Source organism: Bifidobacterium sp. LH_389, from assembly GCF_056357235.1.
In genome coordinates, this window is sequence record NZ_JBKEVR010000004.1 from 60991 (window position 1) to 86186 (window position 25196).

General features: G+C 67.9%; 18 protein-coding genes and 1 tRNA gene. 11 read left to right on the top strand and 8 right to left on the bottom strand.

What is annotated here, in order from left to right:
- Nucleotides 1-243: 243 nt before the first annotated feature.
- From infB to ribF, 4 genes are all read left to right on the top strand, one after another.
- Nucleotides 244-3237, top strand: coding sequence for a translation initiation factor IF-2 (infB, locus tag AC1AZA_RS05840; protein ID WP_476513804.1), 2994 nt, complete (start codon nucleotides 244-246; stop codon nucleotides 3235-3237).
- A gap of 163 nt (nucleotides 3238-3400) precedes the next feature.
- A complete protein-coding gene (gene rbfA, locus AC1AZA_RS05845; RefSeq protein WP_476513805.1) occupies nucleotides 3401-3976 on the top strand; it encodes a 30S ribosome-binding factor RbfA in 576 nt (191 codons plus the stop codon).
- A gap of 11 nt (nucleotides 3977-3987) precedes the next feature.
- Nucleotides 3988-5079, top strand: coding sequence for a tRNA pseudouridine(55) synthase TruB (truB, locus tag AC1AZA_RS05850; RefSeq protein ID WP_476513806.1), 1092 nt, complete (start codon nucleotides 3988-3990; stop codon nucleotides 5077-5079).
- A gap of 35 nt (nucleotides 5080-5114) precedes the next feature.
- The gene (gene ribF / locus AC1AZA_RS05855) at nucleotides 5115-6314 is read left to right on the top strand and encodes a bifunctional riboflavin kinase/FMN adenylyltransferase (RefSeq protein WP_476513807.1); all 1200 of its coding nucleotides are present in this window, start codon (nucleotides 5115-5117) and stop codon (nucleotides 6312-6314) included.
- 36 nt (nucleotides 6315-6350) lie between these two features.
- Here ribF and radA read toward each other — a convergent pair whose 3' ends face one another.
- Nucleotides 6351-7838, bottom strand: a complete 1488-nt coding sequence (gene radA / locus AC1AZA_RS05860) for a DNA repair protein RadA (RefSeq protein ID WP_476513808.1) — start codon at nucleotides 7836-7838, stop codon at nucleotides 6351-6353.
- 273 nt (nucleotides 7839-8111) lie between these two features.
- On the opposite strand from radA, the gene AC1AZA_RS05865 reads away from it, so the two are divergent.
- The 5 genes from AC1AZA_RS05865 (at nucleotide 8112) to AC1AZA_RS05885 (ending at nucleotide 13910) form a co-directional block, all read left to right on the top strand.
- Nucleotides 8112-9182, top strand: coding sequence for a phosphotransferase enzyme family protein (locus AC1AZA_RS05865; protein WP_476513809.1), 1071 nt, complete (start codon nucleotides 8112-8114; stop codon nucleotides 9180-9182).
- Nucleotides 9183-9261: 79 nt separating this feature from the next.
- Nucleotides 9262-10764: an amino acid permease gene (locus AC1AZA_RS05870; RefSeq protein ID WP_476513810.1), complete on the top strand. Its 1503-nt coding sequence runs from the start codon at nucleotides 9262-9264 to the stop codon at nucleotides 10762-10764.
- A gap of 228 nt (nucleotides 10765-10992) precedes the next feature.
- Entirely contained in the window at nucleotides 10993-12357 is a 1365-nt protein-coding gene (locus AC1AZA_RS05875) for an aspartate aminotransferase family protein (RefSeq protein ID WP_476513811.1), read from the top strand.
- A 36-nt stretch (nucleotides 12358-12393) separates the two neighbouring features.
- Nucleotides 12394-13275, top strand: coding sequence for a GntR family transcriptional regulator (locus AC1AZA_RS05880; protein WP_476513812.1), 882 nt, complete (start codon nucleotides 12394-12396; stop codon nucleotides 13273-13275).
- Nucleotides 13276-13280: 5 nt separating this feature from the next.
- Nucleotides 13281-13910: an HAD family hydrolase gene (locus AC1AZA_RS05885; RefSeq protein WP_476513813.1), complete on the top strand. Its 630-nt coding sequence runs from the start codon at nucleotides 13281-13283 to the stop codon at nucleotides 13908-13910.
- Nucleotides 13911-14079: 169 nt separating this feature from the next.
- On the opposite strand, the gene AC1AZA_RS05890 is transcribed toward AC1AZA_RS05885, so the two are convergent.
- Nucleotides 14080-14820 carry a LuxR C-terminal-related transcriptional regulator gene (locus AC1AZA_RS05890; protein ID WP_476513814.1) on the bottom strand — a complete coding sequence of 247 codons (741 nt, stop codon included), beginning with the start codon at nucleotides 14818-14820 and terminating at the stop codon, nucleotides 14080-14082.
- Nucleotides 14817-16226 carry an ATP-binding protein gene (locus AC1AZA_RS05895; protein ID WP_476513815.1) on the bottom strand — a complete coding sequence of 470 codons (1410 nt, stop codon included), beginning with the start codon at nucleotides 16224-16226 and terminating at the stop codon, nucleotides 14817-14819. The genes AC1AZA_RS05890 and AC1AZA_RS05895 overlap by 4 nt, the downstream gene beginning before the upstream one ends.
- Nucleotides 16227-16339: 113 nt before the next feature.
- Here AC1AZA_RS05895 and AC1AZA_RS05900 point away from each other — a divergent pair, with 113 nt between their 5' ends.
- Together AC1AZA_RS05900 and AC1AZA_RS05905 are read left to right on the top strand one after the other, a co-directional pair.
- The gene (locus AC1AZA_RS05900; protein WP_476513816.1) at nucleotides 16340-17965 is read left to right on the top strand and encodes a PspC domain-containing protein; all 1626 of its coding nucleotides are present in this window, start codon (nucleotides 16340-16342) and stop codon (nucleotides 17963-17965) included.
- A 21-nt stretch (nucleotides 17966-17986) separates the two neighbouring features.
- Complete coding sequence (locus AC1AZA_RS05905; protein WP_476513817.1) at nucleotides 17987-18589, top strand: hypothetical protein; 603 nt, start codon at nucleotides 17987-17989, stop codon at nucleotides 18587-18589.
- A 22-nt stretch (nucleotides 18590-18611) separates the two neighbouring features.
- Here AC1AZA_RS05905 and AC1AZA_RS05910 read toward each other — a convergent pair whose 3' ends face one another.
- The 5 genes from AC1AZA_RS05910 to AC1AZA_RS05930 form a co-directional block, all read right to left on the bottom strand.
- Nucleotides 18612-20270, bottom strand: a complete 1659-nt coding sequence (locus AC1AZA_RS05910; protein ID WP_476513818.1) for an alpha/beta hydrolase family protein — start codon at nucleotides 20268-20270, stop codon at nucleotides 18612-18614.
- A gap of 77 nt (nucleotides 20271-20347) precedes the next feature.
- Nucleotides 20348-20983, bottom strand: coding sequence for a DUF4125 family protein (locus AC1AZA_RS05915; RefSeq protein ID WP_476513868.1), 636 nt, complete (start codon nucleotides 20981-20983; stop codon nucleotides 20348-20350).
- A gap of 17 nt (nucleotides 20984-21000) precedes the next feature.
- Nucleotides 21001-23007: a DUF4037 domain-containing protein gene (locus tag AC1AZA_RS05920; protein WP_476513819.1), complete on the bottom strand. Its 2007-nt coding sequence runs from the start codon at nucleotides 23005-23007 to the stop codon at nucleotides 21001-21003.
- A gap of 281 nt (nucleotides 23008-23288) precedes the next feature.
- Entirely contained in the window at nucleotides 23289-24479 is a 1191-nt protein-coding gene (locus AC1AZA_RS05925; RefSeq protein ID WP_476513820.1) for an MFS transporter, read from the bottom strand.
- A gap of 336 nt (nucleotides 24480-24815) precedes the next feature.
- Nucleotides 24816-24889 (bottom strand) — tRNA-Pro (locus AC1AZA_RS05930).
- Nucleotides 24890-25196: the final 307 nt, after the last annotated feature.

Sequence of the window (25196 nt, forward strand, 5' to 3'; positions counted from 1 at the left end):
TGCCGCACATGGGTGTATGACGCCGGACGACGGTTCCGTCATGCCCAACACGGCGTGCGCTGATCATCCAGCCACTCGAGTATGCTCATAATCTGGTATCCGAAAAGGGTGCACTATGCCCTGACTCGGCACAGAGATGAGGTAAACCACGATCATGGTCGCACGATGAGTGAGGAACGAATCACCGTCATCGGACGATAGCCGCGCCGAATCCTACGCGTGGCTGATGGATAGGAGAAATGAGTGCCCAAAGCACGCGTATATGAATTAGCCAAGGCGCTTGGCGTGGACAGCAAGACCGTCCTTGAGAAGCTCAAGGACATGGGTGAGTTCGTCAAGTCTGCTTCCTCCACGGTGGAGGCGCCGGTGGTCCGCAAACTCAAGGCGGCGTTCCCGCAGGCGAATCCGAACGCCCAGAAAGACGGCAACGGCGGCAGGAAGCCCGCCGCTTCGGCCGGCCAGCAGCAGCCCCGGCCGTCTCATCAGGGCGGCGAATCCCATGGTGCGCAGCCCCGTCCGGCCGTGCCTCAGCCCCGTCCCGTTCCCGGCCGTCCGGGCGATCCGGCACGTCCCGGTGCGCAGGGCCATCAGCAGAGCCGTCATGAACAGCAGGCGGGCGCCCCGCGTCCGAACCGCGAGGGCCGCGAAGCTCGCGAGCTCCGCGAGAACCGTGAGAACCGTACGTCCATGAATCCGGGCGCACGCCCCGGTCCGCGTCCTTCCGCGCCGCAGCATCAGTCCTTCGACGGCCGTGACGGCCGCGGCGAGCGCGACAACCGCCGCCATCAGGGTCAGGGTGGTCGTCCCGGCCCTCGCCAGCAGGGCGGCGAGCCCCGGGAGAACCGCGGCGAGCGCGGCGGCAACAATGCGGTGCCTGGCATTCCGCGTCCCCGTGGCGGCAACGCCACGCCGGGCCCGCGTCCGCATGGCGCCAACCACAATGCCGGTGCCGGCGCACCCCGTCCGGGCAACAATCCGTTCAGCCGTCGTCAGGGCATGAGCACGCCCACGCCGGGAGACATTCCGCGTCCGCATCCCATGGCGCGTCCGACCGTCAACGACAGCCGTCGCGGCGGCCGTCCGGGTCAGGGCGGCGGTGCCCGCGGCGGGTTCCGCGGACGCCCCGGTCAGGGCACCGGTGCGAAGCCGGGCCAGTGGGGCCACAATCGTCCGGGTCAGGGCGGTGCCGGTCAGGGCCGTCCGGGGCAGGGCGGCGGCAACCGTTTCGGCGCTCAGGGCGGCGGCAACTTCCCGAGCTCCGGCACCTCCAACGGTCCCGCACGCGGTGGCCGCGGCGGTCGCGGCGGTGCTGCGGGCGCGTTCGGCCGTCAGGGCGGCAAGTCCTCGAAGGCCCGCAAGAACAGGCTCGCGAAGCGCCATGAGTACGAGGAGCTGAAAGCGCCGACCATCGGCGGCGTGCGCATCCCCAGTGGCAACGGCCAGACCATCCGTCTGCGTCAGGGCGCGTCCCTGGCGGATCTGGCGGAGAAGATCAACGTCAATCCGGCCGCGCTGGTGACCGTGCTGTTCCATCTGGGCGAAATGGCTACGGCCACGCAGTCCCTCGACGAGTCCACGTTCCAGATTCTGGGCGAGGAGATCGGCTGGAACATCCAGCTCGTTTCCGCCGAGGAGGAGGACAAGGAGCTGCTCCAGCAGTTCGACATCAACCTGGACGAGGAGGAGCTGCAGGAGGACGAGGATTTGAAGCCCCGTCCGCCGGTCGTCACCGTCATGGGCCATGTCGATCACGGTAAGACCAAGCTGCTTGACCGCATCCGCCAGACCAACGTGGTGGCCAAGGAGGCCGGCGGCATCACGCAGCGCATCGGCGCCTACCAGGTGACCGTGGAGCTTGACGGCGAGAAGCGCAAGATCACGTTCCTCGACACCCCTGGCCACGAGGCGTTCACCGCCATGCGTGCCCGCGGCGCGGAGATCACCGACATCGCGATCATCGTGGTGGCCGCGGACGACGGCGTGATGCCGCAGACCGTGGAGGCCATCAACCACGCGCAGGCGGCCCACGTGCCGATCGTCGTGGCCGTCAACAAGATCGATAAGCCCGGCGCGAACCCGGAGAAGGTGCGCGGACAGCTCACCGAGTACGGCCTCGTGCCCGAGGACTACGGCGGCGACACCATGTTCGTGGACATCTCCGCGAAGAACGGCACCAACGTGGACAAGCTCCTCGAAGCCGTGCTGCTCACGGCCGACGCCGAGCTGGACCTGAGGGCGAACCCCGACATGGACGCCCGCGGCGCCACCATCGAGGCGCGACTCGACAAGGGCCGCGGCGCCGTGGCCACCGTGCTGGTGCAGCAGGGAACCCTGCATGTGGGCGATGCGATCGTCGCCGGCACCTCTTACGGCCGAGTGCGCGCCATGCTGGACGAGAACGGCAACCACATGAAGGAAGCCACCCCGTCCACGCCGGTGCAGGTGCTGGGTCTGACGTCCGTGCCGACCGCCGGCGACCTGTTCCTGGTCGCCTCCGACGACCGTACGGCCCGCCAGATCGCCGAGAAGCGCCAGGCCACCGAGCGTGCCGCCCAGCTGGCCAAGCGCCGCAAGGTCGTCTCGCTCGAGAGCCTCAAGGAGCAGTTCGCCAAGGCCGAGATCGACATGCTCAACATCGTCATCAAGGGCGATTCCTCCGGCTCCGTCGAGGCGCTCGAGGACTCCCTGATGAAGATCGAGGTGTCCGACGAGGTCGGCATCCAGGTGATCCACCGCGGCGTCGGCGCGATCACCCAGAACGACGTCAACCTGGCTTCCGTGGACAAGGCCGTCATCCTCGGCTTCAACGTCCGCCCGAACCGTCAGGTGCAGGAACTCGCCGACCGCGAAGGCGTGGAGATCAAGTACTACTCGATCATCTACAAGGCCATCGAGGACGTCGAGGCGTCCCTCAAGGGCATGCTCAAGCCGGAATACGAGGAGGTCGTCACCTCCCACTCCGAGATCCGCGAGATCTTCCGTTCCTCCAAGTTCGGCAACATCGCCGGCGTCATGGTGCAGGACGGCGAGGTCAAGCGCGGAACGAAGTGCCGCATCCTGCGCAACGGCGTGGCCACGGTCAACGATCTGGAGATCTCCTCGCTGCGTCGTTTCAAGGACGACGTGCAGTCCGTCAAGGAAGGCTACGAGGCCGGCATCAACCTCGGCTCCTTCAACGACATCCAGCTCGGGGACATCATCGAGACCTTCGAGATGCAGGAGGTCGAGCGCAAGTAGCGCTTGCCGTCCATCCGCGAGGGCGCCCCGCCGTATTTGCACGGTGCGGGCGCCCTCGCCGTTTGCGGGCTGGATGTGCGACTATGGTATGAGTGTGATTTCGGGCGTGCGTGCCATGGCCCGAACGAATGGAACGTGAATAACGGAATAAAGGAACGTGATTATGGCAGGAACCAACCCCCGCGCGGCGCGCATTGCGGCGCTCATCCAGCGTGTGATCGCCTCCAACATGGAGATGCAGCTGCACGACAAGCGTCTGGCGAACGTGACCATCACCGAGGTGCGCGTGACCAACGATCTGCAGATCGCCAAGGTCTACTGGACTCAGCTCGGCCATGCCGGCAAGGAGCAGGGTGAACGTCAGCGCGCCAAGCAGGCGCTCGAGCAGGCGAAGGGCCGTCTGCGCTCGCTCGTGGGCGCCAAGGCCGGACTGCGCCTGACCCCGCAGCTGCAGTTCATCTTCGACGAGGTGCCCGGCGAGGCCACCGAGATCGAGGATATTCTCGCCGTGGCCCGTAAGCGCGACGAGGAGTTGGCGCGCGCCCGTGAAACCGCGCAGTACGCCGGCGAAGCGGACCCGTACAAGCATCCCGAGGAGCGTGACGACGAGGACGGGGACGCCGATTGGGATGACGAGGATGAGGACGACTGGGACGAGGACGACGAAGCGGACGGCGAGGCTGATGACGCCGCCGAGTCCGCCGAGTCCGAGGACGGGGCCGACCGCCCCGAAGCCTGACCGCTCCACGCATGCCGGCTGAGTTCACGCCGGCAACGGTCATCACCAAGGAAAGGAACACCGTGCCCGGCAACGCATCCGGTCTGCTGATCATCGACAAGCCGCAGGGCGTCACCAGTTTCGACGTGGTGGCGGCCGTGCGCGGCGCGCTGCACCTGAAGAAGGTCGGCCACGCCGGCACACTCGACCCGATGGCCACCGGCGTGCTGGTGATCGGCTTCGGCACGGTCACGCGCCTGCTCAACCCGATCGTCGGGCACGACAAGACCTACGAGGCGACCATCCGGCTGGGCCAGCGCACCGCCACCGACGACGCGGACGGCGAGATCCTCGCCCCGGACTCTGCCGAGGCCGTGCAGCCTTCGCACACCGCACTGCCCGACCGCGAGACCATAGAGCGCGTCATCGCCGAGCGGCTGACCGGCGAGATCATGCAGGTGCCGAACGCCTACTCCGCCATCAAGATCCACGGCCAGCGCGCCTACGATCTGGCCCGCGAAGGCAAGGACGTGGCGCTCGAGGCCCGTCCCGTGACCATCCATGCATTCCATGTGCTGGCCGTGCGCGGTGGTCTCACAGCGGCCGACGGCACCCCGGTGACCGACGTTGACGTGCGCGTGGACTGCTCGTCCGGCACGTACATCCGCGCGCTCGGCCGCGATCTGGGGAACATGCTCGGCGTGGGCGGACATCTGACCCGGCTGCGGCGCACGCGCGTGGGCCGGTTCGACCTTGCGGATCCATCCCTCGCCGCGCATGCGGTGCACGCGCACACGGAACCCAAGACCTTCACGAATCGGGAAGGCGAGACCGTGACTCGAAACCGGGCGGTGCTGGACCTGCCGGAGGGCCTGTCCGGTGCGGACCGCGCCGCCGCGCTGCTGGAGCGTGCGCTGCCCGCGGCCGCCGCCGCACGCCTGTGCATGCCGAGTCTGGACGTCACCGACGCCGAGGCCCGCGAGCTGCGGTTCGGCAGGCGCATCGAACGCACGGTCACGCAGCCGACCGCAGCCATTGCGGGAGACGGGCTGGACCTCGTGGCCATCGTGGAGCGGGCGAACGGGCATCAGGCCAAGCCGGTCACGGTGTTCGCGCAGGAATAGGCGTTGCGAAGTACAAGGAACGAAGGAACGAACGGATGAAGATCATCAGACTGACCCCAGACGCCACCGGACTGGTTGCATGGCCCACGCTGAGTGCCTCCCGGAAATCCGTGGTGACGGTGGGCGTGTTCGACGGCATGCACCAGGGCCATCAGGCCGTGATCCGCCGCGTGACGGAACTCGCCGGCCAATACGGGGCACTCTCCGCCGTGGTGATGTTCGACCCGCGTCCCCAGCTGGTGCACGCATGGGCCAGGAAGCACGACGGCGCGGAACCGGGGGAGGACGTGACGGACGCCGACGCGCTCACCACCGCGGACGAACGCATCCGCACGCTGCATGCCATGGGCGTGGACTACGTGCTCGTGGTGCGCTACACGCTGGCCTTCGCCGCCAAGTCGTACCGGTTCTTCCTGGGGCAGATGGTGGGCAAGCTGGGCATGCGCACGCTCGTGCTCGGTCAGGATGCCGCCATGGGCGCCGGACGTGCGGGCGACGTGAAGGCCATCCGCACGCTGGCCGAGGGCACCGGTGTGTTCGAGCTCGACGTGGTGGACGATCGCGGTCCCGGCTACGTGCGAGTGCCCGCCGTGATCGAACCGCACATGCCGGCCGAACACGGCGAGCCGGCAGACCCGCTGACAGGCCTCACCAAGGCGGAACTGCGCGCCTGGAGCAAGGCCCGTAACGCCCGGCTCACCCGCGTGTGGAGCTCCACCAACGTGCGCTGGCTGCTCTCGCAGGGCCGTGTGCGCGACGCCAACGCCGTGCTCGGCCATCCGCACGCCGTGGAGGGTACGGTGGTGCATGGCGAGGAACGCGGCCGGACCATCGGCTTCCCCACCGCGAATCTGGGCGACGAAATCGCCGGCTACCTGCCCGTGGACGGCGTGTACGCCGGGTGGATGGTGGATCTGGGCCCCGCCGGTGAAGCCGCCGAAGCCGAGAGCTCCGCCGACGTGTCCGAACAGTCCCGGTTGGCCGCAGGTTCCCCGTGGCGCTGGCCGGCGGCCATCTCGATCGGCACTAAACCTACGTTCAGCGAAAAGACCGGTCGGCATGAACGGGTGGTGGAGGCGTACGCGGTCACCGACGACTGGCTTGACCTGTACGGCCACCGGGTGCGCGTGGAATTCACGGGCTACCTGCGCCCGCAGATCCGCTTCGAAGGGGCGGACGAACTGGTGGCTGAGCTCAAGCGTAACGTGGAGGAGACGCGACGCCTTACGGCCTGACGTGCCTCCAGACGTGCCTCTTGACGCACGGCCTGCTCAGTCCGCGCCGAGCACGCCGAGGGCGCCGAGGGCGTCGCGCAGCGAGGCGACCTCCACGATCTCGATGCCATCGGCCTTGAGCGGCCGGCCCTTGCGCCGGTTCACCGGCACCACCGCGCGCGTGAACCCCAGCCGCGCCGCCTCCGCCAGCCGGTGCTCCAACCGCGGCACCGGGCGAATCTGGCCTGTCAGCGCAATCTCGCCGATCGCACACGTGCCGCGCCGGATGGCCTTGCCCTTCGCGGCGCTCGCCAGCGCGGCCGCCACCGCAAGGTCGCACGCCGGCTCCTTGGCAAGTCCCCCGGCGATGGTGGACACGTACAGGTCGTTGGCCAGCATGTTGATGCGGCCGTGACGGTACAGCACGGCCACCAGCATGGCGAGCCGGTTCGCATCGATGCCGTTCGCGGCCCGGCGCGGCGTGGGTAGCACCGAACTCGTCACCAGCGCCTGCACCTCGATCGGCAGCGAACGATGGCCGTCCAGCGTGAACGTGACGCACGTGCCCTCCGTGGCGGCGTCCGACCCGTCGGTGCCCCCGTCGACGTCACCGTCGGATAGGAACAGCCCGGACGGGTCGGTCACCTCCTCTATGCCCTCGCCGCTCATATCGAAACAGCCCACCTCGTCCGTGGGGCCGAACCGGTTCTTCACCGCGCGCAGCATGCGCAGGGCCGTCTCCGCGTCTCCCTCGAACTGGCAGACCACGTCCACCAGATGCTCCAGCGTGCGCGGGCCGGCGATCGAACCGTCCTTGGTCACGTGACCCACGAGCAGCACCGGCACATCCAGCGTCTTGGCCGTGTCGATCAGCGCGCTCGCCACCTCGCGCACTTGCGTGGAACCGCCGGAGATGCCGTCCACGTCCTGCGAGGTGATGGTCTGCGCGGAGTCCACGATCGCCAGCGCCGGCATGGTCCGGCCGATGAGCCCCAGCACCGTGGCCAGATCCGTAGTGGCGGCGAGCAGCAGATTGTCCTCCACGGCGTTGATGCGCTGCGCGCGCATGCGCACCTGGGCCTGCGACTCCTCGCCGGAGACGTACAGCACCGTGCCGCCGTGCGCCGCCGCGGCCCGGGCCACGTTGCCGGCCGTCTCGAGCAGCAGCGTGGATTTGCCGATGCCCGGCTCGCCCGCCACGAGCACCACCGACCCGGGCACGATGCCGCCGCCAAGCACCCGGTCGAACTCCGAGAACCCCGTGGGAATGCGCGTGACGCTTTCCGTGCCGATGCGCGTGATCGGCTGCGCCACCCCGTCGCCCACCGCGGCCGCCCGGGTGCGCGAGGCCATCATGCCCTCGCCGGCGCCTGCGATTCCGGCCGTGCCTGCGCCGACTGCCCCGGAACGGGAACGGGCCGCGGGCCTCGCCTCGTGGAATTCGTCGATCGTGCCCCACTGGCCGCACTCGGGGCAGCGGCCGAACCATTTGCCGCCGCTCCAGCCGCATTCGGAACACAGGTATTGCACAGGATTCTTTGCCATGCCTCGACGCTAGCCGACCCGTGCGGACAATCACGGGGAAGTCACCGCCCCGCACACGCAGGGCGGTCCGGGCGGCGGATCGGGTGACGATCCGGCAACGGCAGGGGTAACAGACCATTAATATTCGCGCGACCAATCGTTACCGCCCAGTAACAGCGCGCGTGCGATTCCCTATCCGGTTTCTGCCACAATCCAAACCAACAACGCGAACGACGGCGCCCGCGGCCCCTGCGGGAGGCCGCCCGAGGCCGTCACCCACCACTGGAGGACGATATGGCACAGCAACTGGCAAGCCTCATCGACAGCCCAACGCAGACGGTCAGCCTGGACACGTTCAGCGGCCTGACCAAGGGCGACCCGGCCCCGTTCTGGCTGTTTCAGGGCGTGTGCGGCGCGTGGGGCATCAACCACGAGCGCGCCGAGCTGAACCTCATCACCGTCTCCGAGAACGCCACCTTCGTGCTCCTGCTCGACGGCCGGCCGGAGGGCGTGGTGCGCGTCTCCCAGCCCGGCTACGTGGGCGGGCCGGAAGCCGTGGCCTCCGAGATCAGCTGGCTCAACGCCCTGCACGACATCGACGGCATCAGCCTCATCAACCCCGTGCCCACCGTGCGCGGCACGTTCGTCACCAAGATCCACGACGGCAACGGCGTCGGCTGGACCGTCATCTCCACCAAGTTCGTGGAGGGCACCGTGCTCGAGGACCTCGACAACCCCGCGCCCTATTACGTCACGATCGGGCAGTGGGCCGCAAAGTTCCACGAGCAGTCGCGCCGCTGGAGCAAGCCTTACGGCTTCAAGCGCTTCAACTGGGACATCTCCAACATGGTCGGTCCCTCCCCGCGCTGGGGACGCTGGGAGACCGCGGACCTGACGGACGACGAGCGCGAACTGTGCAACGCGGCCCTGTGGAAGGCCATGGACGTGGTGATGAAGGTGCCGCGCACGCCGCACACCTGGGGGCTCATCCACGCCGACCTGCGCCCGTCCAACGTGATCAAGGGGCCGGACGGCAAGCTCACCATCATCGACTTCGACGACGCCGGCTACAGCTGGTACCTCTACGACTACGCGTCCTCGCTGAGCTTCATCGAGCACGAGCCGTACGCCCCCGATCTCGCCAAGGCGTGGGTCAAGGGCTATCAGGAGGTGGCCGGCGAGTTCAGCGACGACGAACTGCACGTCATGAGCGCCCTGTCCATGATCCGCCGGCTGCAAATGCTCGGCTGGACCACCAACCATCGCGCCGACGCACTGCCCGACGGCATGGCCGCCGAGGAGGCGCCCGGCAGCGTGACCTGTGCGCAGCGGTACCTCGACGACCCGTTGTGGCTGCTGCACTGAAAGAAATCCAACATCCCCATCCATTCCCATCCATCTGCCAAATCCACCCAGCGGCATCCCACCAGAGAGGAAGGTCACCATGTCCGCCACAGCAACGTCAACGACCTCGGGCTCGGGCCTGAGCAGCGTCACCTACATCCATACCGACAAGGACTACTTCGCCAAGCGGCAGCTCAAACGCACCGCCGGGGCGTTCGGCCTGTGGGCCATCGGCATCGCGGCCGTCATCTCCGGAGACTTCTCCGGCTGGAACGGCGGCATCGCCCAGGCCGGCTGGGGCGGCATGCTCGTCGCCGCGCTCGTGGTGTACGTCATGTACGTACTCATGCTCAACTCCATCTCCGAAATGGCCTCCGCCATGCCGCACACCGGCGGCGCCTACTCGTTCGCCCGCGCGGCGATGGGCCCGTGGGGCGGCTTCTTCACCGGGCTCGCGGAAACCATCGAATACGTGATGACCGCCGCCACCATCGTCTACTTCTCCTCCGCCTACGCGGACGCGATCCTGGCGGACCTCACCGGCTTCTCGCTGGACGACGCCGGCTACCAGTGGGTCTGGTGGCTCGCCCTGTACGCGATCTTCGTGGTCGTCAACTGGCTCGGCGCGGAGACCTCGTTCCGCTTCGCCGAGGTGGTCTCCATCGCGGCGCTCGCCATCGTGGCCCTGTTCGGCATCGGCGCGCTGGTGACTGGCAAGGCCGACTTCTCCAGCCTGCTCAACATCGCCCCCGAAGGCGGCAACTCCGCGTTCCTGCCGTTCGGCGCCGGCGCGATCTTCTTCGCCATGCCGTTCGCCATGTGGCTGTTTCTGGGCATCGAGCAGCTGCCGCTGGCCGCCGAGGAGGTGCGTGATCCGGAGCGCAACATCCCCAAGTCCTCCCGCCTGTGCATCTTCACCCTGGGCCTGTCCGCGCTGATCATCGTCTTCCTCAACCCGGCGGTCATCGGCGCCGAGGCCCTGTCCGGCTCCGACGAACCGCTGCTCGACGGCTACCGTGCCATCCTGCCCGGCAACGTGGCGGCCGTGCTGTCCGCATTCGCGCTCATCGGCCTGCTCGCCTCCATCCAGGGCATCATGTTCGCCTACGGCCGCAACCTCTACTCGCTGTCCCGCGCCGGCTACTACCCGGCCTTCCTGTCCCTGACCGGCAAGAAGAAGACCCCGTACTGGGGGCTCATCGTGGGCGCGGTCATCGGCTTCGCGGCCCTGTTCATCATCGCGTACGGCGGTGAGGGCGCGGGTTCCGTGGTGCTCAACATCGCCGTGTGGGGCGCCGTGCTGGCCTACCTGCTGCAGATGGTCTCCTACGTGCTGCTCAAGCGCAACATGCCGCACATCAAGCGCCCGTTCGTCTCCCGCTTCGGCACTCCGGGCGCGGTGGTGGCCGGCCTGCTCGCCTTCGCGATCTTCGTGGCCGTGCTGCTCAACCCGGACTACCGTCTGGCCGTGTACACCATGGTCGCCATCTACATCCTCGCCACCGTGTTCTTCGCGGTGTACGGCCGCAAGCACCTCGTGCTCTCCCCGGAGGAGGAGTTCGCGGCGTCCGGCGGCAAGTCCGAGTACCGCACCGACGACTGAGCCGATTCGCCGGCTCGGTCCCCCGGGCTCCCGGCGCGCCTGCGGATGTCATCGTCCGCGGGCGCGCTCTTGTGTGCCGTGATGCAACCAAAAGCGCTTTCAAGCATGCAAATGGTTGGTTACCGTGCGGTGACCACGACTTACACGCGAACAACATTGGTGGGTTACGCTCGCAGGCGTCGGCATCAAGAAGCCCGTTCACAAGCCCCAAGCAGCAAAGAAGGAATCATGGCAACGCGATCGACGATCATGGACACCAACAGCTTCCGCCCCGAGATGGCGGCCGCACTCGACCCCGAAACCCGCAAGCTCACCGAGGAACGTGAGGTGCTCGGCCCCGCCTACCGCCTGTTTTACCGCAATCCGGTGCATCTGGTGAAGGGCCGCGGCTCCCACCTGTGGGACGCGGACGGCGTGGAGTATCTGGACGTGTACAACAACGTCGCCTCCGTGGGCCACTGCCATCCGCGCGTGGTGGAGGCGCTGAGCCGGCAGGCGGCCATGCTCAACACGCACACCCGCTACCTGCACGAGAACATCCTCCACTATGCGGAGGATATCCTCTCCACCATGCCCGCCGAGATCGACCGCATCATGTTCCAGTGCACCGGCTCCGAGGCCAACGATCTCGCCGTGCGCGTGGCCCAGACCTACACCGGCGGCGAAGGCGTGATCGTCACGCACGAGGCCTACCACGGCAACTCCGCGCTCACCTCCAAGCTGTCCCCGGCGCTCGGCACCGCGCAGACCCTGGGGCTGACCATGCGCATGATCCCCACGCCGGACACCTACCGCCTGACCATCGACGGCAAGCCCGCCGCCGCATGCACCGCCGAGGAGTTCGGCGGCTGGATGGCGAGCGAGGTGCGCAAGGCCGTGGCCGACATGAACCGTCACGGCATCAAGTTCGCGGCTCTGCTCGCCGACTCGATCTTCTCCTCCGACGGCGTCTACCCGGACCCGGTCGGCTACCTCAAGCCCGTGATCGACACCGTGCACGAGCTCGGCGGCGTGTGGATCGCCGACGAGGTGCAGCCCGGCTTCACCCGCACCGGCGATGCGTTCTGGGGCTTTGGTCGTCAGGGCATTGTGCCGGACCTCGTCACCTCCGGCAAGCCCATGGCCAACGGCCTGCCCACCTCGCTCATGGCCGCCCGCCACGAGGTGCTCGAGCCGTTCGCCGGCTCCATCCCGTACTTCAACACCTTCGGCGGCAACCCGGTGTGCATGGCCGCCGCGCAGGCCGTGCTGGACGTGATGCGCGACGAGGACACCATGGGCAACGCCAAGCGCGTCGGGGCCGTGTTCAAGCAGGCCGTCGCCGGTCTCATGGACGCGCACCCGTGCATCGGCGACGTGCGCGGCGCGGGCCTGTACATCGGCTGCGAGATCGTCAGGCCCGGCACCAAGGAGCCCGACCAGAAGGCCGCGCTGGACATCCTCGAAACCCTGCGTGACAATCGCATCCTCACCTCCGTGTGCGGCCGCTTCGGCAACATCCTCAAACTGCGCCCGCCGCTGGTGTTCAGCGAGTCGGACGTGGACTGGTTCATGGACGGCTTCACCAAGACCCTCGCCACGCTCGGTCTGTGAGAGCGCGCGACGCAGGGCGAACGGTGAGCGGTGAGCGTGGAACGGACGGCAGCCATGGGTGACGGGCGGCGTGGCGCAGACTCGGGTGAAGGCGCGGATGCGGGACGGCCGCGGCGGCGCATGCCGGCCAGCGAGGTCGTCCGCCGGGTGCGTGCGCTCATCCGCGAGCGCGAACTGGAACCGGGGGAGAAGCTGGGCTCCGAGCGGGGTCTGGCCGCCGACTTCGGCATCAGCCGCTCGGACCTGCGCATCGCGCTGGCGAGCCTGGAATCCACGCACGAGGTGATCCGCAAGATCGGCCGCGGCGGAGGCATCGTCGTGGCCGACCGGCGGCTCGAACGCAATTTCAACACGTCCGAGTCGCTGCCGGTGATCGCCCGGCGGCAGGGCTTCACGCTCTCCTCCGTGGTGCTGCATGCCGTCATCACGCCCGCGTCCCCGTCCGACGTGCGTCTGCTCGAGCTCGCCGGCCCCTCGCCCATGATCTACGACATCACCCGTCTGCGGCTCATCGACGGCAAGCCGCTGAGCGTGGAGACCAGCCGTCTGCCGGCCGAACTGTTCCCCCGGTTTCTCTCGCGCGACCTCACGGAGCCGTTCTACACCATGTTCGAGCGGGAGTACGACGTGCATCCCGCCGCGGTGGACGAGACCATGGAGACCGTCACCGCGGACGCCGCGATGGCTTCCCGCCTCGAAGTGGCGCCCGGCACGCCGCTGGTGCGCATCCGGCGCATCGCCCGTGACGCGCTCGGCCGGCCGTGCGAGCGTGCCGTGGACTGCTATCTGGCGGACCGCATCCGCTTCACCATGCATCACTCCGGCTACGTGCGGCTGTCCGCCACACGGCAACGGCAGCCTTCACGGCGGGATGACCGGCGTTCTGCCGCAGAGCCGCCCGTTTCCGCGCTAAGGTGACCCATATGGACAACGAACCCACATACCCCGCCCCCGCCTACACCGATGTGATCTTCGACTTCTGCGACGTGCTGCTCGACTGGCAGCCGCGCATCCCGCTCGAAGGCCAGTACCCGCCCGGCGTGATCGACATGTTCTTCGACCGCGCGGATGACCATGGCTTCTGGCACTACGACGAACTGTCCGACCTCGGCTGGAGCGAGGAGCGCATCCTCGCCGATTACGAGGCGCATCACGGCCCGGCCGTCGCATGGGTGTTCCGCGTGTACTTCGAACGCCAGCGCATGGCACTGGCCGGCATGATCCCCGGCATGGAGGCGCTGCTGCACGATCTGGACGCGGCCGGCGTGCGCTGCTGGGGACTGACCAACTTCACCGTCAAGTACGTGGATGCGGCGCGCGAACTGTTCCCGGCACTGGGACTGCTGCGCGACGTGGTGGTCTCCAGCGCGGAGCGGATCCACAAGCCGGACCCGGAGATCTACCGCCGTGCGATCTCCCGGTTCGGCGTGGACCCGGCATCCACCGCATTTGTGGACGACAAGGCCCGCAATGCGGACGCCGCGAGCGCCGTGGGACTGTTCGGCATCCAATTTGTAGGTGCCGAGGACCTGCGTCGGAGGCTGTTGGGCTGATTTCCGGTTCACGAGATGAACTCGCAAATTTCTTGTGAACCGGGAAACGCACGAATCCGCACATTGCCGCACGCCTGAATCGTTGATTTCACAGCGATGCGAGGCTGAAAACGAACATGGTTTCCGGTTCACACGATGACTTCGAAAACATCGCGTGAACCGGAAACGCTCAGACGATCCGCCGATCGGCCGCCCAGAGCGTCAATTCCGTCCGGTTGGACAGCTGCAGCTTGCGCAGCACGTTGCTCACATGCGTCTCCACGGTCTTGACGGAGATGAACAGCTCGGCGGCCGCCTCCTTGTACGTGTATCCGCGTGCGATGAGCCGCATGACCTCCTGCTCCCGGGCGGACAGCCGGTCCAGCTCGTCGTCGTGCGTAGCGGCCGGGCCCGGTTCTGCCCCGGAACCGTCCCGGAAGGTGGAGAGTACGAAACCGGCCAGTTTGGGCGAGAACACCGCATAGCCCTCGTACACCTGACGGATTGAGGAGATGAGGTCCGCCCCGCCGATCGTCTTGGTGACGTAGCCGCGGGCTCCCGCGCGGATCACCGAACCCACGTCCTGCGGCGAGTCGGACACGCTCAGGGCCAGGAACGCCGAACGGGGGGACAGGGGCAGTGCCCGGCGCAGAATCTCCGCGCCGCCGCCTCCCTCGCCGCCCGGCACATGCACGTCGAGCAGCACCACGTCCGGCTTCACGTCGGCGATCATCGCCACCGAGCCTTCCACGTCCGGTGCCTGCCCGACGATCGCGAACTGTCCGCGCAGCGTGGCGATCACGCCGGCGCGGAACATCTCATGGTCGTCCACCACGGCCACGCGGATGGTCTCGCCCGTCCCGCCGCCCGCCCCGGCATCCGCTCCGCCGGCGGAATTCCTGTCCGTGCCTTCGTCCGTGCTCTCGTTCATGCCTCATCCCTTTCTCGGTGTCCGCCCGCTTCCGTCTTCGCTGCCGCGCCGCTGCCCGCTCCTCCGTCCGAAGAACCGTCCGTTCCGCCGACGGGATCTTCCGGGGTGCCGACCGGCATGTGCATGCGCACCTCGGTGCCCCATCCGGGCCTCGACACGATCTCCGCCCGGCCCCCGCGCCGCCGGATGCGCCCGACGATCGACTCGCGGATACCCAGCCGGTCCGGCGGCACGGCCTGCACGTCGAACCCGTCGCCGTGGTCGCGCACGAACACCTCCACCTTTGCCGGCCCGGCCTCGCAGTATACGCTGATCGGCTCGCCGCCGTGCATGACCGCGTTGAGCAGCGCCTGCGCGGTGGCGTCGAGCAGCGCATCGGTCTGGGCGCTCGGGCGCGCATCCCCCACGGTCACCACCTCGACCGGCCGGCCGTGCTCGTCCTCGATGCGCGCGGCGAGCTCCCTCACCCCGGCACTCACCGAACGCTCTGAGGTACCCCGCTCCTGGTACAGCCATTCGCGCAGTTCGCGTTCCTGCGACCGGGCCAGCGTGAACACGGTGTTCGGCTCGTTGCTGTGCAGCTGGATGAGCGCCAGGGTCTGCAGTACGCCGTCATGCAGATGGGCGGCCATGTCCGCACGCTCCTCCTCGCGTTCCTTCAGGGCCTGCTCGCGCGTGAGTCTGCGGCTCATGGCGGTGGTCCAGGGTGCGAGCATGAGTCCCACGGCCAGGAGCGTGGCAAGCACCACCAGCAGGGCGAGTGCCTTGTCTGCGAAGGTGACGAAGTTCAGGGCGGCGAACAGGGCGACGGCGACTACCAGCAGCGCCACGCCGATGAGCAGCGAGCGCGTCTGCCAATCCGGTTCGTTGGCATGCAGCCACGATACGCCCACCGCGCCCGTCGCCAGCAGCAACGGCACGAACAGCGCCATCGGCACGCCCGTCACGGTGAGCATCCCGCACAGGGCGAGCAGCGCCATGCCGGTTACGGTGATGAGCGGCACCCTGGGAGCGCGGCGGATCGCCTCGGCAAGGCTTTCCCCGTGTTCCCCGCCTTCCCCATCCTGGCCGTACGCGGCGCCGGTGCTGCGGTTCCCCTTGGCGAGCGGCATGTCGGCTGCGGCCCGTGCGCGGGCACGCCGGGCAGCCTCGGCCATCGGGTCGCCGCTGGGCACCGTGACCCATAGGAACGCATAGGTGACGATGCCGGCGCCGAACAGACATGCCGCGACGGCGAACAGCACGCGCACCAGCGCCACAGGCGCCCCGAGGTGCATGCCGACGCCCTGACATACACCGCACAGCATGCGTCCCGAGCGCGGACGCATGAGCGGCAGTCGCTGCGGCGGCCGGAGCCGTCGCGGTTGTTGCGGCTGCGGGGCGGCCGGGGGAGTGGGGAAGGTCATGGTTCCATTATGGCCGCGGTTCGGGGCCGGGGTCGGGGCCGGACATGGTTTTCCGGGAGAAATCAGGGTGTTCCCTGATGGGTCGCCGTGCGTCGGCTTGCTGTAATGGAGGTATGAGCACTGACTGGAATGGACATGGATTGTTCGATTGGGTGCGTTCCTCGCGCATCGACCGTTCGCAGGACCGCTGGATAGGCGGCGTGTGCGGCGGCATCGCCGAGCGTGCGGGCTGGAGTCCGACGCTGGTGCGCGGCCTCATGCTGGGGGCCGTACTGCTGGGCGGCCTGGGCACCGCGTTCTACGCCTGCGCGTGGGCCATGCTGCCGGACCGCGAGACCGGGCGGATCTATGCCGAGGATCTCATGGACGGGCGGTGGGATTGGAACCTGCTGGGCGTGGCGCTGCTGCTCACGGTGACCGTCGCGCTGCCGGGGGCGGGATTGGTTGCGCTGGCACTCGCGTTGCTGGGCGGTTTCGTGCTCGTGCAGTGGGGCAGACGCGATGTGGCGCGATGGCGGGCCGACGTCGGAGATCCCGCTGCCGGAGTCTCCGCTGGCATGCCATTCGCCGGCGGCACCTATCCAACGATGCCCGCTCAGAATGCCGCCACCCCGGTCTCGGAGGGCCCGATCGACTCCTCGACCCCGGGCCGTCTCGCCTCTCCGGTCGCTTCCCCGGCCTTCCCGGCACCGACTCCGTTCGCCGCGCCCATCCGTACCGCTTCGCCCCGTTCGCCCGTGCGCACGCTACGCCGCAAGCCGGCCGGATTTCCGGTCGTGATGACCGTCATCGGCCTGATGCTCATCGCCGGCGCATGGCTGGCCATACAGGAGATGCACGAGCCCACGCTCACCGGTCAGCTCACGCTGGCCATGACGGCGGTCGCGTGGGCGTGCATTGCCCTCGGCGTGCTGATCGTGGCGCTCGGCTGCATGGGCCGGCGCTCGGGCGGACTCATTCCCCTCGCCTTCGCGGTGGGCGTGCTGGTCGTGGCCGTCATGGGCGCAAGCGTGCCCTATGCCTACGCCGTCCGGCAGTATAACGCCCGCACGGCCGGATTCACCCGCCTCGACGTGGGCGATTTCGCTACGATCGGCTCCGCCCCGGACCGCATGGCGCAGCTGACGACGGGCGTTTCCGTGCTCGGCGCCGATGACCCCTGGCCCGGCGGCGGCTATTACTGGCAGGCTTCCACCGGGCGCAACAATACGTCCGACCTCAACATCGACCTGACCGACTACGAGCGCAACAACGGCACGCACGAGGTGCTGCTCAACGACGGCACCACCGCGCAGTCCACCTGCCCGGCGGGCACGATCCGTCTCGCCGTGCGTTCCGCCGACGTGTCGATCACCCTGCCCGACGGCTGCAGCTACCGGTTCGCCAGCCTGAGCCAGTACGGCTGCTTCCCGTCGGCCGCTCCATGGCGGGATGGCTACACCGAGCAGGAATGGCGCACCCTGATCCGCCAGAACTGCATGTACGGCAGGATCTCCGGCGCCCTTCCCCTGGGCGACGGGCGGATCACGGCCAGTAACGCGCACGTGCAGTGGAACCCGTCGCAGGATGGCGAGTCCGATGACGGCGACTACACGTTCGATCCGCATTACGAGTGGCTGCAGGGCCGTCCGCAGGATCCGGCGGAACCGGAGCTCGTCATCGAAACGCCGGCGCTCATGTTCGCGAACGTTGCCGTGAACTACCGGTCCGATTCGACCCTGCCCGGCTACAACGACTGAGAACACGCGAGGAGCAGACCCATGATGAACGATCAGGAACGCTTGCACGATGACGCCCCCACCGTGGCGATGCCCCGGCCCGCGGATGCCGTGGATGAGGCAGCCGACACCCGCGCGATGCCCGCCGTCGGAGCGGCTGCCGAGACCGTTGCGGCCGCTGAGACCGAGGCGACCGGAGTGAACGGGGCGAACGACGGTACGGCGCTGGCGGAGAACGTGGTGGCGACGGAGAGCGCGGTGATGCCAGAACATGCGACTACTCCGCCGCCGCAGGAACCGCCCGTCGTGCCGCTGTACGCCACCCGGCAGCCGGACTCCGGACCCGTCGGCGGACCGGATCCCCGCACGCCGATGCATCAGGTGCCGAGGGACGAGCCCGCCGATCCCGCCGTGATCCGCAGGACCGGGCCCAGCGCGGCCACGATTGTACTCGGCGTCATCCTGACACTCGTCGGCGCAGCCATTCTGGCGTTCGCCATGCGGTTCCCCTGGTGGCTGCCCGCGTTCGACGTCGATTGGCGTGTGGCCGCCGCACTGACCTGCGGCGTGCTCGGCGTGCTGTTCATCCTCGTCGCCGTCATCTGGTCCGTCGCCGGACTGCTGCGCCGACGCAAGGAGGACTGAGCGCGGCGACCCGTGCCGCGCGCTACAACGCGAACATGCCCCAGAACGCCAATGCTCCGGTGGTGAGTGCGGCGCCGGCAACCGTGAGTGCGGCAGCGGTCCAGTCAATCCATCGGAGGTCGGACCTGCCGTGCCAGACGTCCCGCAGCCGCAGCAGCGCGAGCGCCCACAGCGCCGCAACCGCCACGGACAGGCATCGCATCATGATCCAGCCACCGCCGAACAGCGGGGGATCGGACTCGAGCCGCAGCGTCTTCGTTACCATCAGCGCCAGATAGGCGACGGTCAGCGCCAGAGCCGCCGCCGTGCCTGCGCCCAACGCCGCCAGCCGCGCCGCGGTGCCGCGGCCGAAGCCGGACTCGGAGTGTGCAGCCGTCCTTGTCTCGCCGAGGAACCGTGCCGAAACCGTTACGTCCGCCGTTGTCCCTGCCGTGGTCGTTCCCGTGGCCGCTGCCCGTTTGCGAGCCGCCGTCCTCCGTGTCAGCGTAGCGATCGCAGCCGCGATCCCAGCCAGAATCAGCAGTGCCGGCCCGCCCGCCATGAGCACCGCCAACTGCGTGAGCGAATGCGGCGACAGCGTTCCCGCCGTCATGGTCCCGCTCTCCGCCACCGCGAATTCCTGATTCGGCTGCGCTCCGGCCGTCATCGGCGTGCGCCACTCGCCGGCCGTGGTGCCGGCCACCGCACCGGAGATCCATGCGGCCAGATCGCGCGTGTAATTGACATCGAGCGGCAGGCCCGGCTCGGACATGCGCGACCCGGTGCGCAACTGGTGGTTCGTGGCATAATAGCGCAGCGTCACGTTGCCGTTGCCGGCACCGCTCAAGGCCCGGTCCCGGATTTCCAAGGCCCCCTGTTCGATGGGCATGGACGGGTCGAGCGTGCCGTACACCACCAGTGCAGGTTGCGTGAGCCGCGCGTAGTTGGGCAGGGCGTCGAAGTCCGCATAGTCGAGGCGTGCCAGCGAAAAGTCAAGCATCGCCAGTTTGGGAATGTCGGCGCGGACGGCGTCCGGCACGTCCGTATCGGCAAAGTACGTAGTCGCTGCGGCGGTCATCTGTTCCCGACCCGAATACACCGGCGCGGACACGATGATGCTGAATGCGATATCCGGCCGCTCGGCGGTCATCACCGAACTGATCCACGTGCCCTCCGATTCGGCGTACACCCCGGTGCGCCCCGGATCCACGCCCGGCATGGACCGCAGCGCGTCGAGCTCCTTCTCGTAGTCGTGCGCCATGCCAACGTAGTCGCGGTGGAGCAGCCCGTAGTTGTCGAGCCGCTTGTCCGGCACCATCGTCACGATGCCGGCGCTTGCCAGCTGCGGGGCGATGTCCCCGTACACTTCGCCGGCCCGGCCGGTTCCCGCCCCGTGGAGCATGAGCACGGCCGGACGGTCCTCCGCCGCCCCGACAGGTTCGCGCACGATCGCTTTGACGCTCACCGTGTCCGTCAGCTGCACCGTGACCGTGGACTCACGCACTTCGTATGTGCCGATCGGCGTGCCGCCGCCGCTTCGTGCGGAGATGATGGCCGTATCCGGCGTGTCGGGAACGAGGTGGTCCGTGTACGGCCGCACCTGCCAGGGCGGCGTCATGAACGCACCGATCACGGCCAGTACGGCCCAGACCGCCAGCGCGGCCACGACGAAACGGATTGCCCTTGCCGATTTCACCTTCACGCGTTCCACCTTAGTGGCGTCTCGGGTGCCGAAATCCGACGTTTCGGTATACGGTGTCTGCCAATGCGCCGCCCGCTCTACCGTGCGAGCTGGGCTTCGGCGTCGTCCAGACCGTCGAACCCGCCGATGGTCACCGTGTTGAGGATCGTCTGCTCGGTGAGGTTCTCCCCGGCGGCGCGCTTGGCTGCAATCATCGCCTCGTACAGTCCCAGCGTGCGCTCCGAGTAGGTGCCGAGTTCGCCGCGCAGGTACGTTTCGAAGGAGGTCTTCTCCGGTGTGTCCTCTGCGGTGGTGAGCACGCGCATCGCCTCGCCCAGATGCGGGTAGCGCGTGCGGAAGTCGTCCGCCCATGCCACCTGCTGCGCGATGATCGTCTCCTGGCGGGCCACGCGCTCCTCGGAAAGCCGCGGAATGTACGGCTCGATGGTCCTGCGGTACTGTTCAGGCGCAGTGGAGGCCATCATGCGGCCGTACTTTTCCGTCACGAGGTTGCGGCCCACACGGTCGGCCTCGTCCAGATCGTCTGCGTAGCTGCGCCTGAGGTCGGCGGGCCACGTGAGGAACTGGCTCAGGCGCATCTGGTGGAACACCGGCCAGTTGCCCTGGCAGGAGGCCCGTCCGCCCTCGTTGTTGGTGCGCTGGAACTGGTCCCATTCGTGGCGCACGATCGTTTCGGCCAGCTCGTCCGTGGCCAGCTCGTCCGTGGCCGTCATGCCTTCGCCGCCCGCCATCACAGGCTCCTCAGCGAGGGATCGGCGCTGGCGATATGCTCCTCCACGTACGGCCGCTGCCATTCGAGGAAGGTTTCCGGGGAGGTGGTGAGCCCCTCGCGGTTGAGCGTCGTAACGATCTCGGCGCAGATGTGCTCCACGGTCCGGTTGATCTGCTCCGCGGCCGGCGCCGAGCCCTTGCCGCCTTCGCCGAATCCCGCGCCGCCGTAGCAGGCCGCTGAGCCGAGGCGCATCACGGTCTCGAGCTGGTCGGGCACGTCGCCCAGCACGGTGGCGATGCGGCGGGACAGCTTGCGCAGCGCGGCGAAGCTCCACTTGTAGTACGGCAGATAGCCGACGGATACGGGGTTGTTCAGCAGAAACACCAGCGAGGCGGTGGCCTTCACGAATTCGCCGATCGACAGCCATGCGGCCGCCCCGTCGCCGCGCTTGAGCATGCGCGGCAGGTTGTACTGGCCGGCCTGCGCGATCATGCCGAGCCTGCGGGAGATGAGCGAGACCTGCACGTCCTGCGGCATCATCTTGAAGCCCTGACGCACCTTGGAGAAGCGGCCCAGCGGGTCGGTGAAGATCTGCCCGTTCGTGGCGGCGGCCAGCGTCGCCTCGTCGAGCATGAGCCACTCGTGCGGCGCGTCCTCGGCGGGCGCCTCGGGGTAGCCGGTGATGGCGGTGAAGAACTGCCCGATCTCGAACACGCCCACCCGGCGGCCGGCGCCCTGCGCGCGTGCGGTCTGCTCGCGCGGGCCGTAGCCTTCGAACGTCTGGGGGAGCGCCTCGTAGTCGGCCTGAAGCTGCTCGCCGATCTTCGCGTAGTCCTCGGCGGTGAGCCACAGGCAGAAGCCGGGTCCGAAGTCGTGGTCCTGCGAGATTTCGTCGTCGAAGCCGTAGCATTCCGAGCCATGGCCCATGAGTCCCGCGGCGATGCGGCCCTTGTACTCCGGGTACTTCTCCTCGATCAGCGGCTTGCCGTACGCCTGCCAGTACGCCTTGGCGAGCTGCAGACCGGTCATGGGCTTGCGGTCGAGTGTGGCGGCGATGTCCGCGTGCGCGGCCTGCTCGTCCTCCAACAGCGAGTTCGCGGCGCTGGAGCCGGCATCCTTGAGCGCTCTCGTGTCCGCGGGGGCCTCCGCCTTGCCGGCGCCGCCCGCGTACGGGTTCTCGTCCGGCACCTTCATGCCGAGTTCGCGGGCGGCCTTGATCGCGTCGTTGAGGTTCGATTCGGTCACCCGGTAGTAGTCGTTGTCCGTGCCGTAGCATTCCTCGATCACCGCCAGCGCGTGGCGGTACGCGTCCACCGCGTCCACGAACAGAGACGTGTGGTAGCACACCTGCGCGTAGCCGGCCAGTGCGGAGGCGTAGTGCGCGCTGTGCTCCAAGTGACCGTCGCGGTAGATCTCCAGCGCCTTCTTGGCGTGCACGGCCGCGCCCTCGGTCTTGTCCTCCGCCAGCAGGGTGAGCGCGAGATTGGTGTGCGTGGAGGCCACGTCCAGGTCCTCGTTGGCGTTGGGGGATGCGGATTCGAGGATGCGCAGCGCCTCGCGCAGTTCCGCCTCGGACTTGTCGATCCGCTTGGTCTCGCTGTACAGGATGGACAGGTTGTTGTGCAGGGCGGCGAGACGGCGGTCGGTCGGCTCGTAGGTCTTGAGCGCGGAGTCGAGCGCCTGACGGTACAGGGCCTCGGCCTGATCGTACTTGCCGGCGGCGCGCATGCTCGTGGCCGCGTTGATGAGCGTGGTGGTCCATGCCTCGGTGCCTTCGATGCCCATGTGCGAGGCGAGCTCCAGCGCCCGCTGCACCATCCATTGGTTGTCCTCGTGGCGGGACTGGGAACGGTAGAAGCCCATGATCTCGTTGAGCACGGTGAGCTGACCGGCGTCGTCGTGCGCGTTCTCCGCGTCCGTCAGCCCCTGCAGCAGATAGGGTTCGGCCTTCTTGGCCTGCTCGTGCGCGTCGAAGATCGCGTCCAGCCCTTTGAGAAACGCGTTCGCGTCGAAATGATCCGCCATGCCAGCCTCCTTGGTGGTGAAAGCACTGTATTCCACCGACTAGTCTAGGCGGGCTGGGCATTCGCGGCTTTGGGGTTTCGCCGCCGCGCGCTGTGATCTTGCGCACAGTTGGAAACGGATGTGCAAACGGATGCGCAAACGGATGCGGTCTGAGACACGAAGAAGTCTCCCTGTGTCTCGAATCGCCGCCATTTTTGGAATGTGACAGCGGCTTGAGACGTGGGGAGGCTTCTGAAAAGGTCCGCGAGTGTGGGTCGGGATCGGGTCGGGATCGCGGCGGATTAGCCTACCTTCACTTCGCGCAGGCGATGGACGGCTTCGGTGTCCGTCTCGCAGCGCCACGAATAGTAGGCGAGCATCCCCACCGACAGCGCCGCCAGCGGCAGTCCGCCCAGACCGGTGAACCGGTAGTCCATGGCGAAGGCGTTGAGCATGGCGCCGCCCACCATGGAGCCGACCGCGTTGCCGAAGTTGAACGCCACCTGCACGGCCGCGCCCGCAATGAGCTCGCCGCCGCCGCGACCGGCCTCCGTCATGAGCAGCTGCTGGGGCGCGGAAATGAAGAACAGGCCGAACGCGATCCAGAACGTGAGCAGCGCCGTTATGCCGCGGTTGCCCGGCAGCGCCAGCACCATGAGCAGGCCGATGCAGGAGATGGCCTGTCCCACGGCCGCCGTGCCCGCATGCCGCCAGCGGTCGGTGATCTTCCCGCCGATCTGACCGCCCACCACCATGCCGAATCCGGCGAGCATCATGAGCATCGGCACCAGATTGGCCGGCCATCCGCCGGTCTTCTGCAGCCACGGGGACACGTAGCTCCACCAGCAGAACACGCCCGCGTTGCCGGTGAACACGGCCGCGAGGATCACCCACGGGCCGCGGCGGGTGAGAAAACGGAACTGACCGGCAATGCCCGCGTCCTTGATGGGCGGCACGAACGGGATCCACGCGGCCGTAAGCGCGATGGTCATGGCTGCCCAGACGGCCAGGATGGCGAACGCGAGCCGCCAGGACACGAATTCCGCCATGATGGTGCCGGCCGGCACGCCGAGCATGTTGGCCACGGTCTGGCCGGTGACCATGGCGGCCACGGACTGCGCCTCCTTGCCCTTGTCCGCGAGCGTCTTGGCGATGAGCGTGGCGGTACCGAAGAATGCTCCGTGCGGCAGGCCGGAGATGAAGCGGGCCATGATCAGCATGGGCGCGTTCACGGACACGGCGGACAGCAGGTTGCCGGTCAGGGCGATCGCCATGAACAGGATGATGAGGTTCTTCGGGGGGACCTTGCGCCCGAAGACCAGGATCAGCGTGCCGATGCACACGCCGATCGCATACGCGGAGATGAAGTGGCCGGCGGTGGGGATGTCCACGCCCATGGCCTCGGCGGCCTGCGGCAGGATGCCCATCATGACGAATTCGGCCGCGCCGAGGATGAACGCGCCGGAGGCCAGCGCGAGCAGACTTTTCTTCATGGTCTCTCTCTTTGGAGGTTGGGTGGTGCTGTGTTGCGGTTGGCCGCGCCGAGGTCCGCGCTGCGGGACGCCTCGGAATGGGCCGTCAGGATGCGGGGCACAGTCTATCGCGGCGCGTGTACGCTGCATGTCGGTGCTGTTGCATGATCGGTCCAACCTGCGGACCCACATTCGCAGCTTGGACCGATCATGCGATTTTCGGGCCCGAAAACGGCCGTTTTTTCGCGCGATCGGTCCAAGCTGCGAATTTGGGTGTACAGGTTGGACCGATCGAGCATGTCGGCCGCCCGGGCAAAGAAAAACCGGGCCGCTGGAAACCAGCGACCCGGTGAGTTGTCGGGCTGGCGGGATTTGAACCCGCGGCCTCTTCGTCCCGAACGAAGCGCGCTACCAAGCTGCGCTACAGCCCGTAAAGACAACAGTCGTATATATTACACGGATTCCCGCATTGTGCCAATCGTCGGCGCGTCGCAAGGAATTGCAACGGTTTTCGGACGTCGGGCTGGCGGGATTCGCCCCGGAACGGCAGGGAGGATTGCGCGCGTGCCATGCCGTGACTGTGCCGTGATTGCACATGGGCAGCGCCGTGGCAAGCATGCCGTGGGTCGAACCGTGCGCGCGGTGCCGTCCTTTTCGCCTGTCCGCGTCCTCGTCGGCTACCCTCCCGCGTTTGCCCGCTGCCCGCCAATCCCCAAGTATCGGCCGCACACTACACTG

Excerpts from the sequence above, each read along its gene's own strand:
- rbfA (WP_476513805.1), top strand. The coding sequence starts at position 3,401 with ATGGCAGGAACCAACCCCCGCGCGGCGCGCATTGCGGCGCTCATCCAG.
- truB (WP_476513806.1), top strand. The coding sequence starts at position 3,988 with ATGCCGGCTGAGTTCACGCCGGCAACGGTCATCACCAAGGAAAGGAAC.
- ribF (WP_476513807.1), top strand. The coding sequence starts at position 5,115 with ATGAAGATCATCAGACTGACCCCAGACGCCACCGGACTGGTTGCATGG.
- radA (WP_476513808.1), bottom strand. The coding sequence starts at position 7,838 with ATGGCAAAGAATCCTGTGCAATACCTGTGTTCCGAATGCGGCTGGAGC.
- AC1AZA_RS05865 (WP_476513809.1), top strand. The coding sequence starts at position 8,112 with ATGGCACAGCAACTGGCAAGCCTCATCGACAGCCCAACGCAGACGGTC.
- AC1AZA_RS05870 (WP_476513810.1), top strand. The coding sequence starts at position 9,262 with ATGTCCGCCACAGCAACGTCAACGACCTCGGGCTCGGGCCTGAGCAGC.
- AC1AZA_RS05875 (WP_476513811.1), top strand. The coding sequence starts at position 10,993 with ATGGCAACGCGATCGACGATCATGGACACCAACAGCTTCCGCCCCGAG.
- AC1AZA_RS05885 (WP_476513813.1), top strand. The coding sequence starts at position 13,281 with ATGGACAACGAACCCACATACCCCGCCCCCGCCTACACCGATGTGATC.
- AC1AZA_RS05890 (WP_476513814.1), bottom strand. The coding sequence starts at position 14,820 with ATGAACGAGAGCACGGACGAAGGCACGGACAGGAATTCCGCCGGCGGA.
- AC1AZA_RS05895 (WP_476513815.1), bottom strand. The coding sequence starts at position 16,226 with ATGACCTTCCCCACTCCCCCGGCCGCCCCGCAGCCGCAACAACCGCGA.
- AC1AZA_RS05900 (WP_476513816.1), top strand. The coding sequence starts at position 16,340 with ATGAGCACTGACTGGAATGGACATGGATTGTTCGATTGGGTGCGTTCC.
- AC1AZA_RS05905 (WP_476513817.1), top strand. The coding sequence starts at position 17,987 with ATGATGAACGATCAGGAACGCTTGCACGATGACGCCCCCACCGTGGCG.
- AC1AZA_RS05915 (WP_476513868.1), bottom strand. The coding sequence starts at position 20,983 with ATGACGGCCACGGACGAGCTGGCCACGGACGAGCTGGCCGAAACGATC.
- AC1AZA_RS05920 (WP_476513819.1), bottom strand. The coding sequence starts at position 23,007 with ATGGCGGATCATTTCGACGCGAACGCGTTTCTCAAAGGGCTGGACGCG.
- AC1AZA_RS05925 (WP_476513820.1), bottom strand. The coding sequence starts at position 24,479 with ATGAAGAAAAGTCTGCTCGCGCTGGCCTCCGGCGCGTTCATCCTCGGC.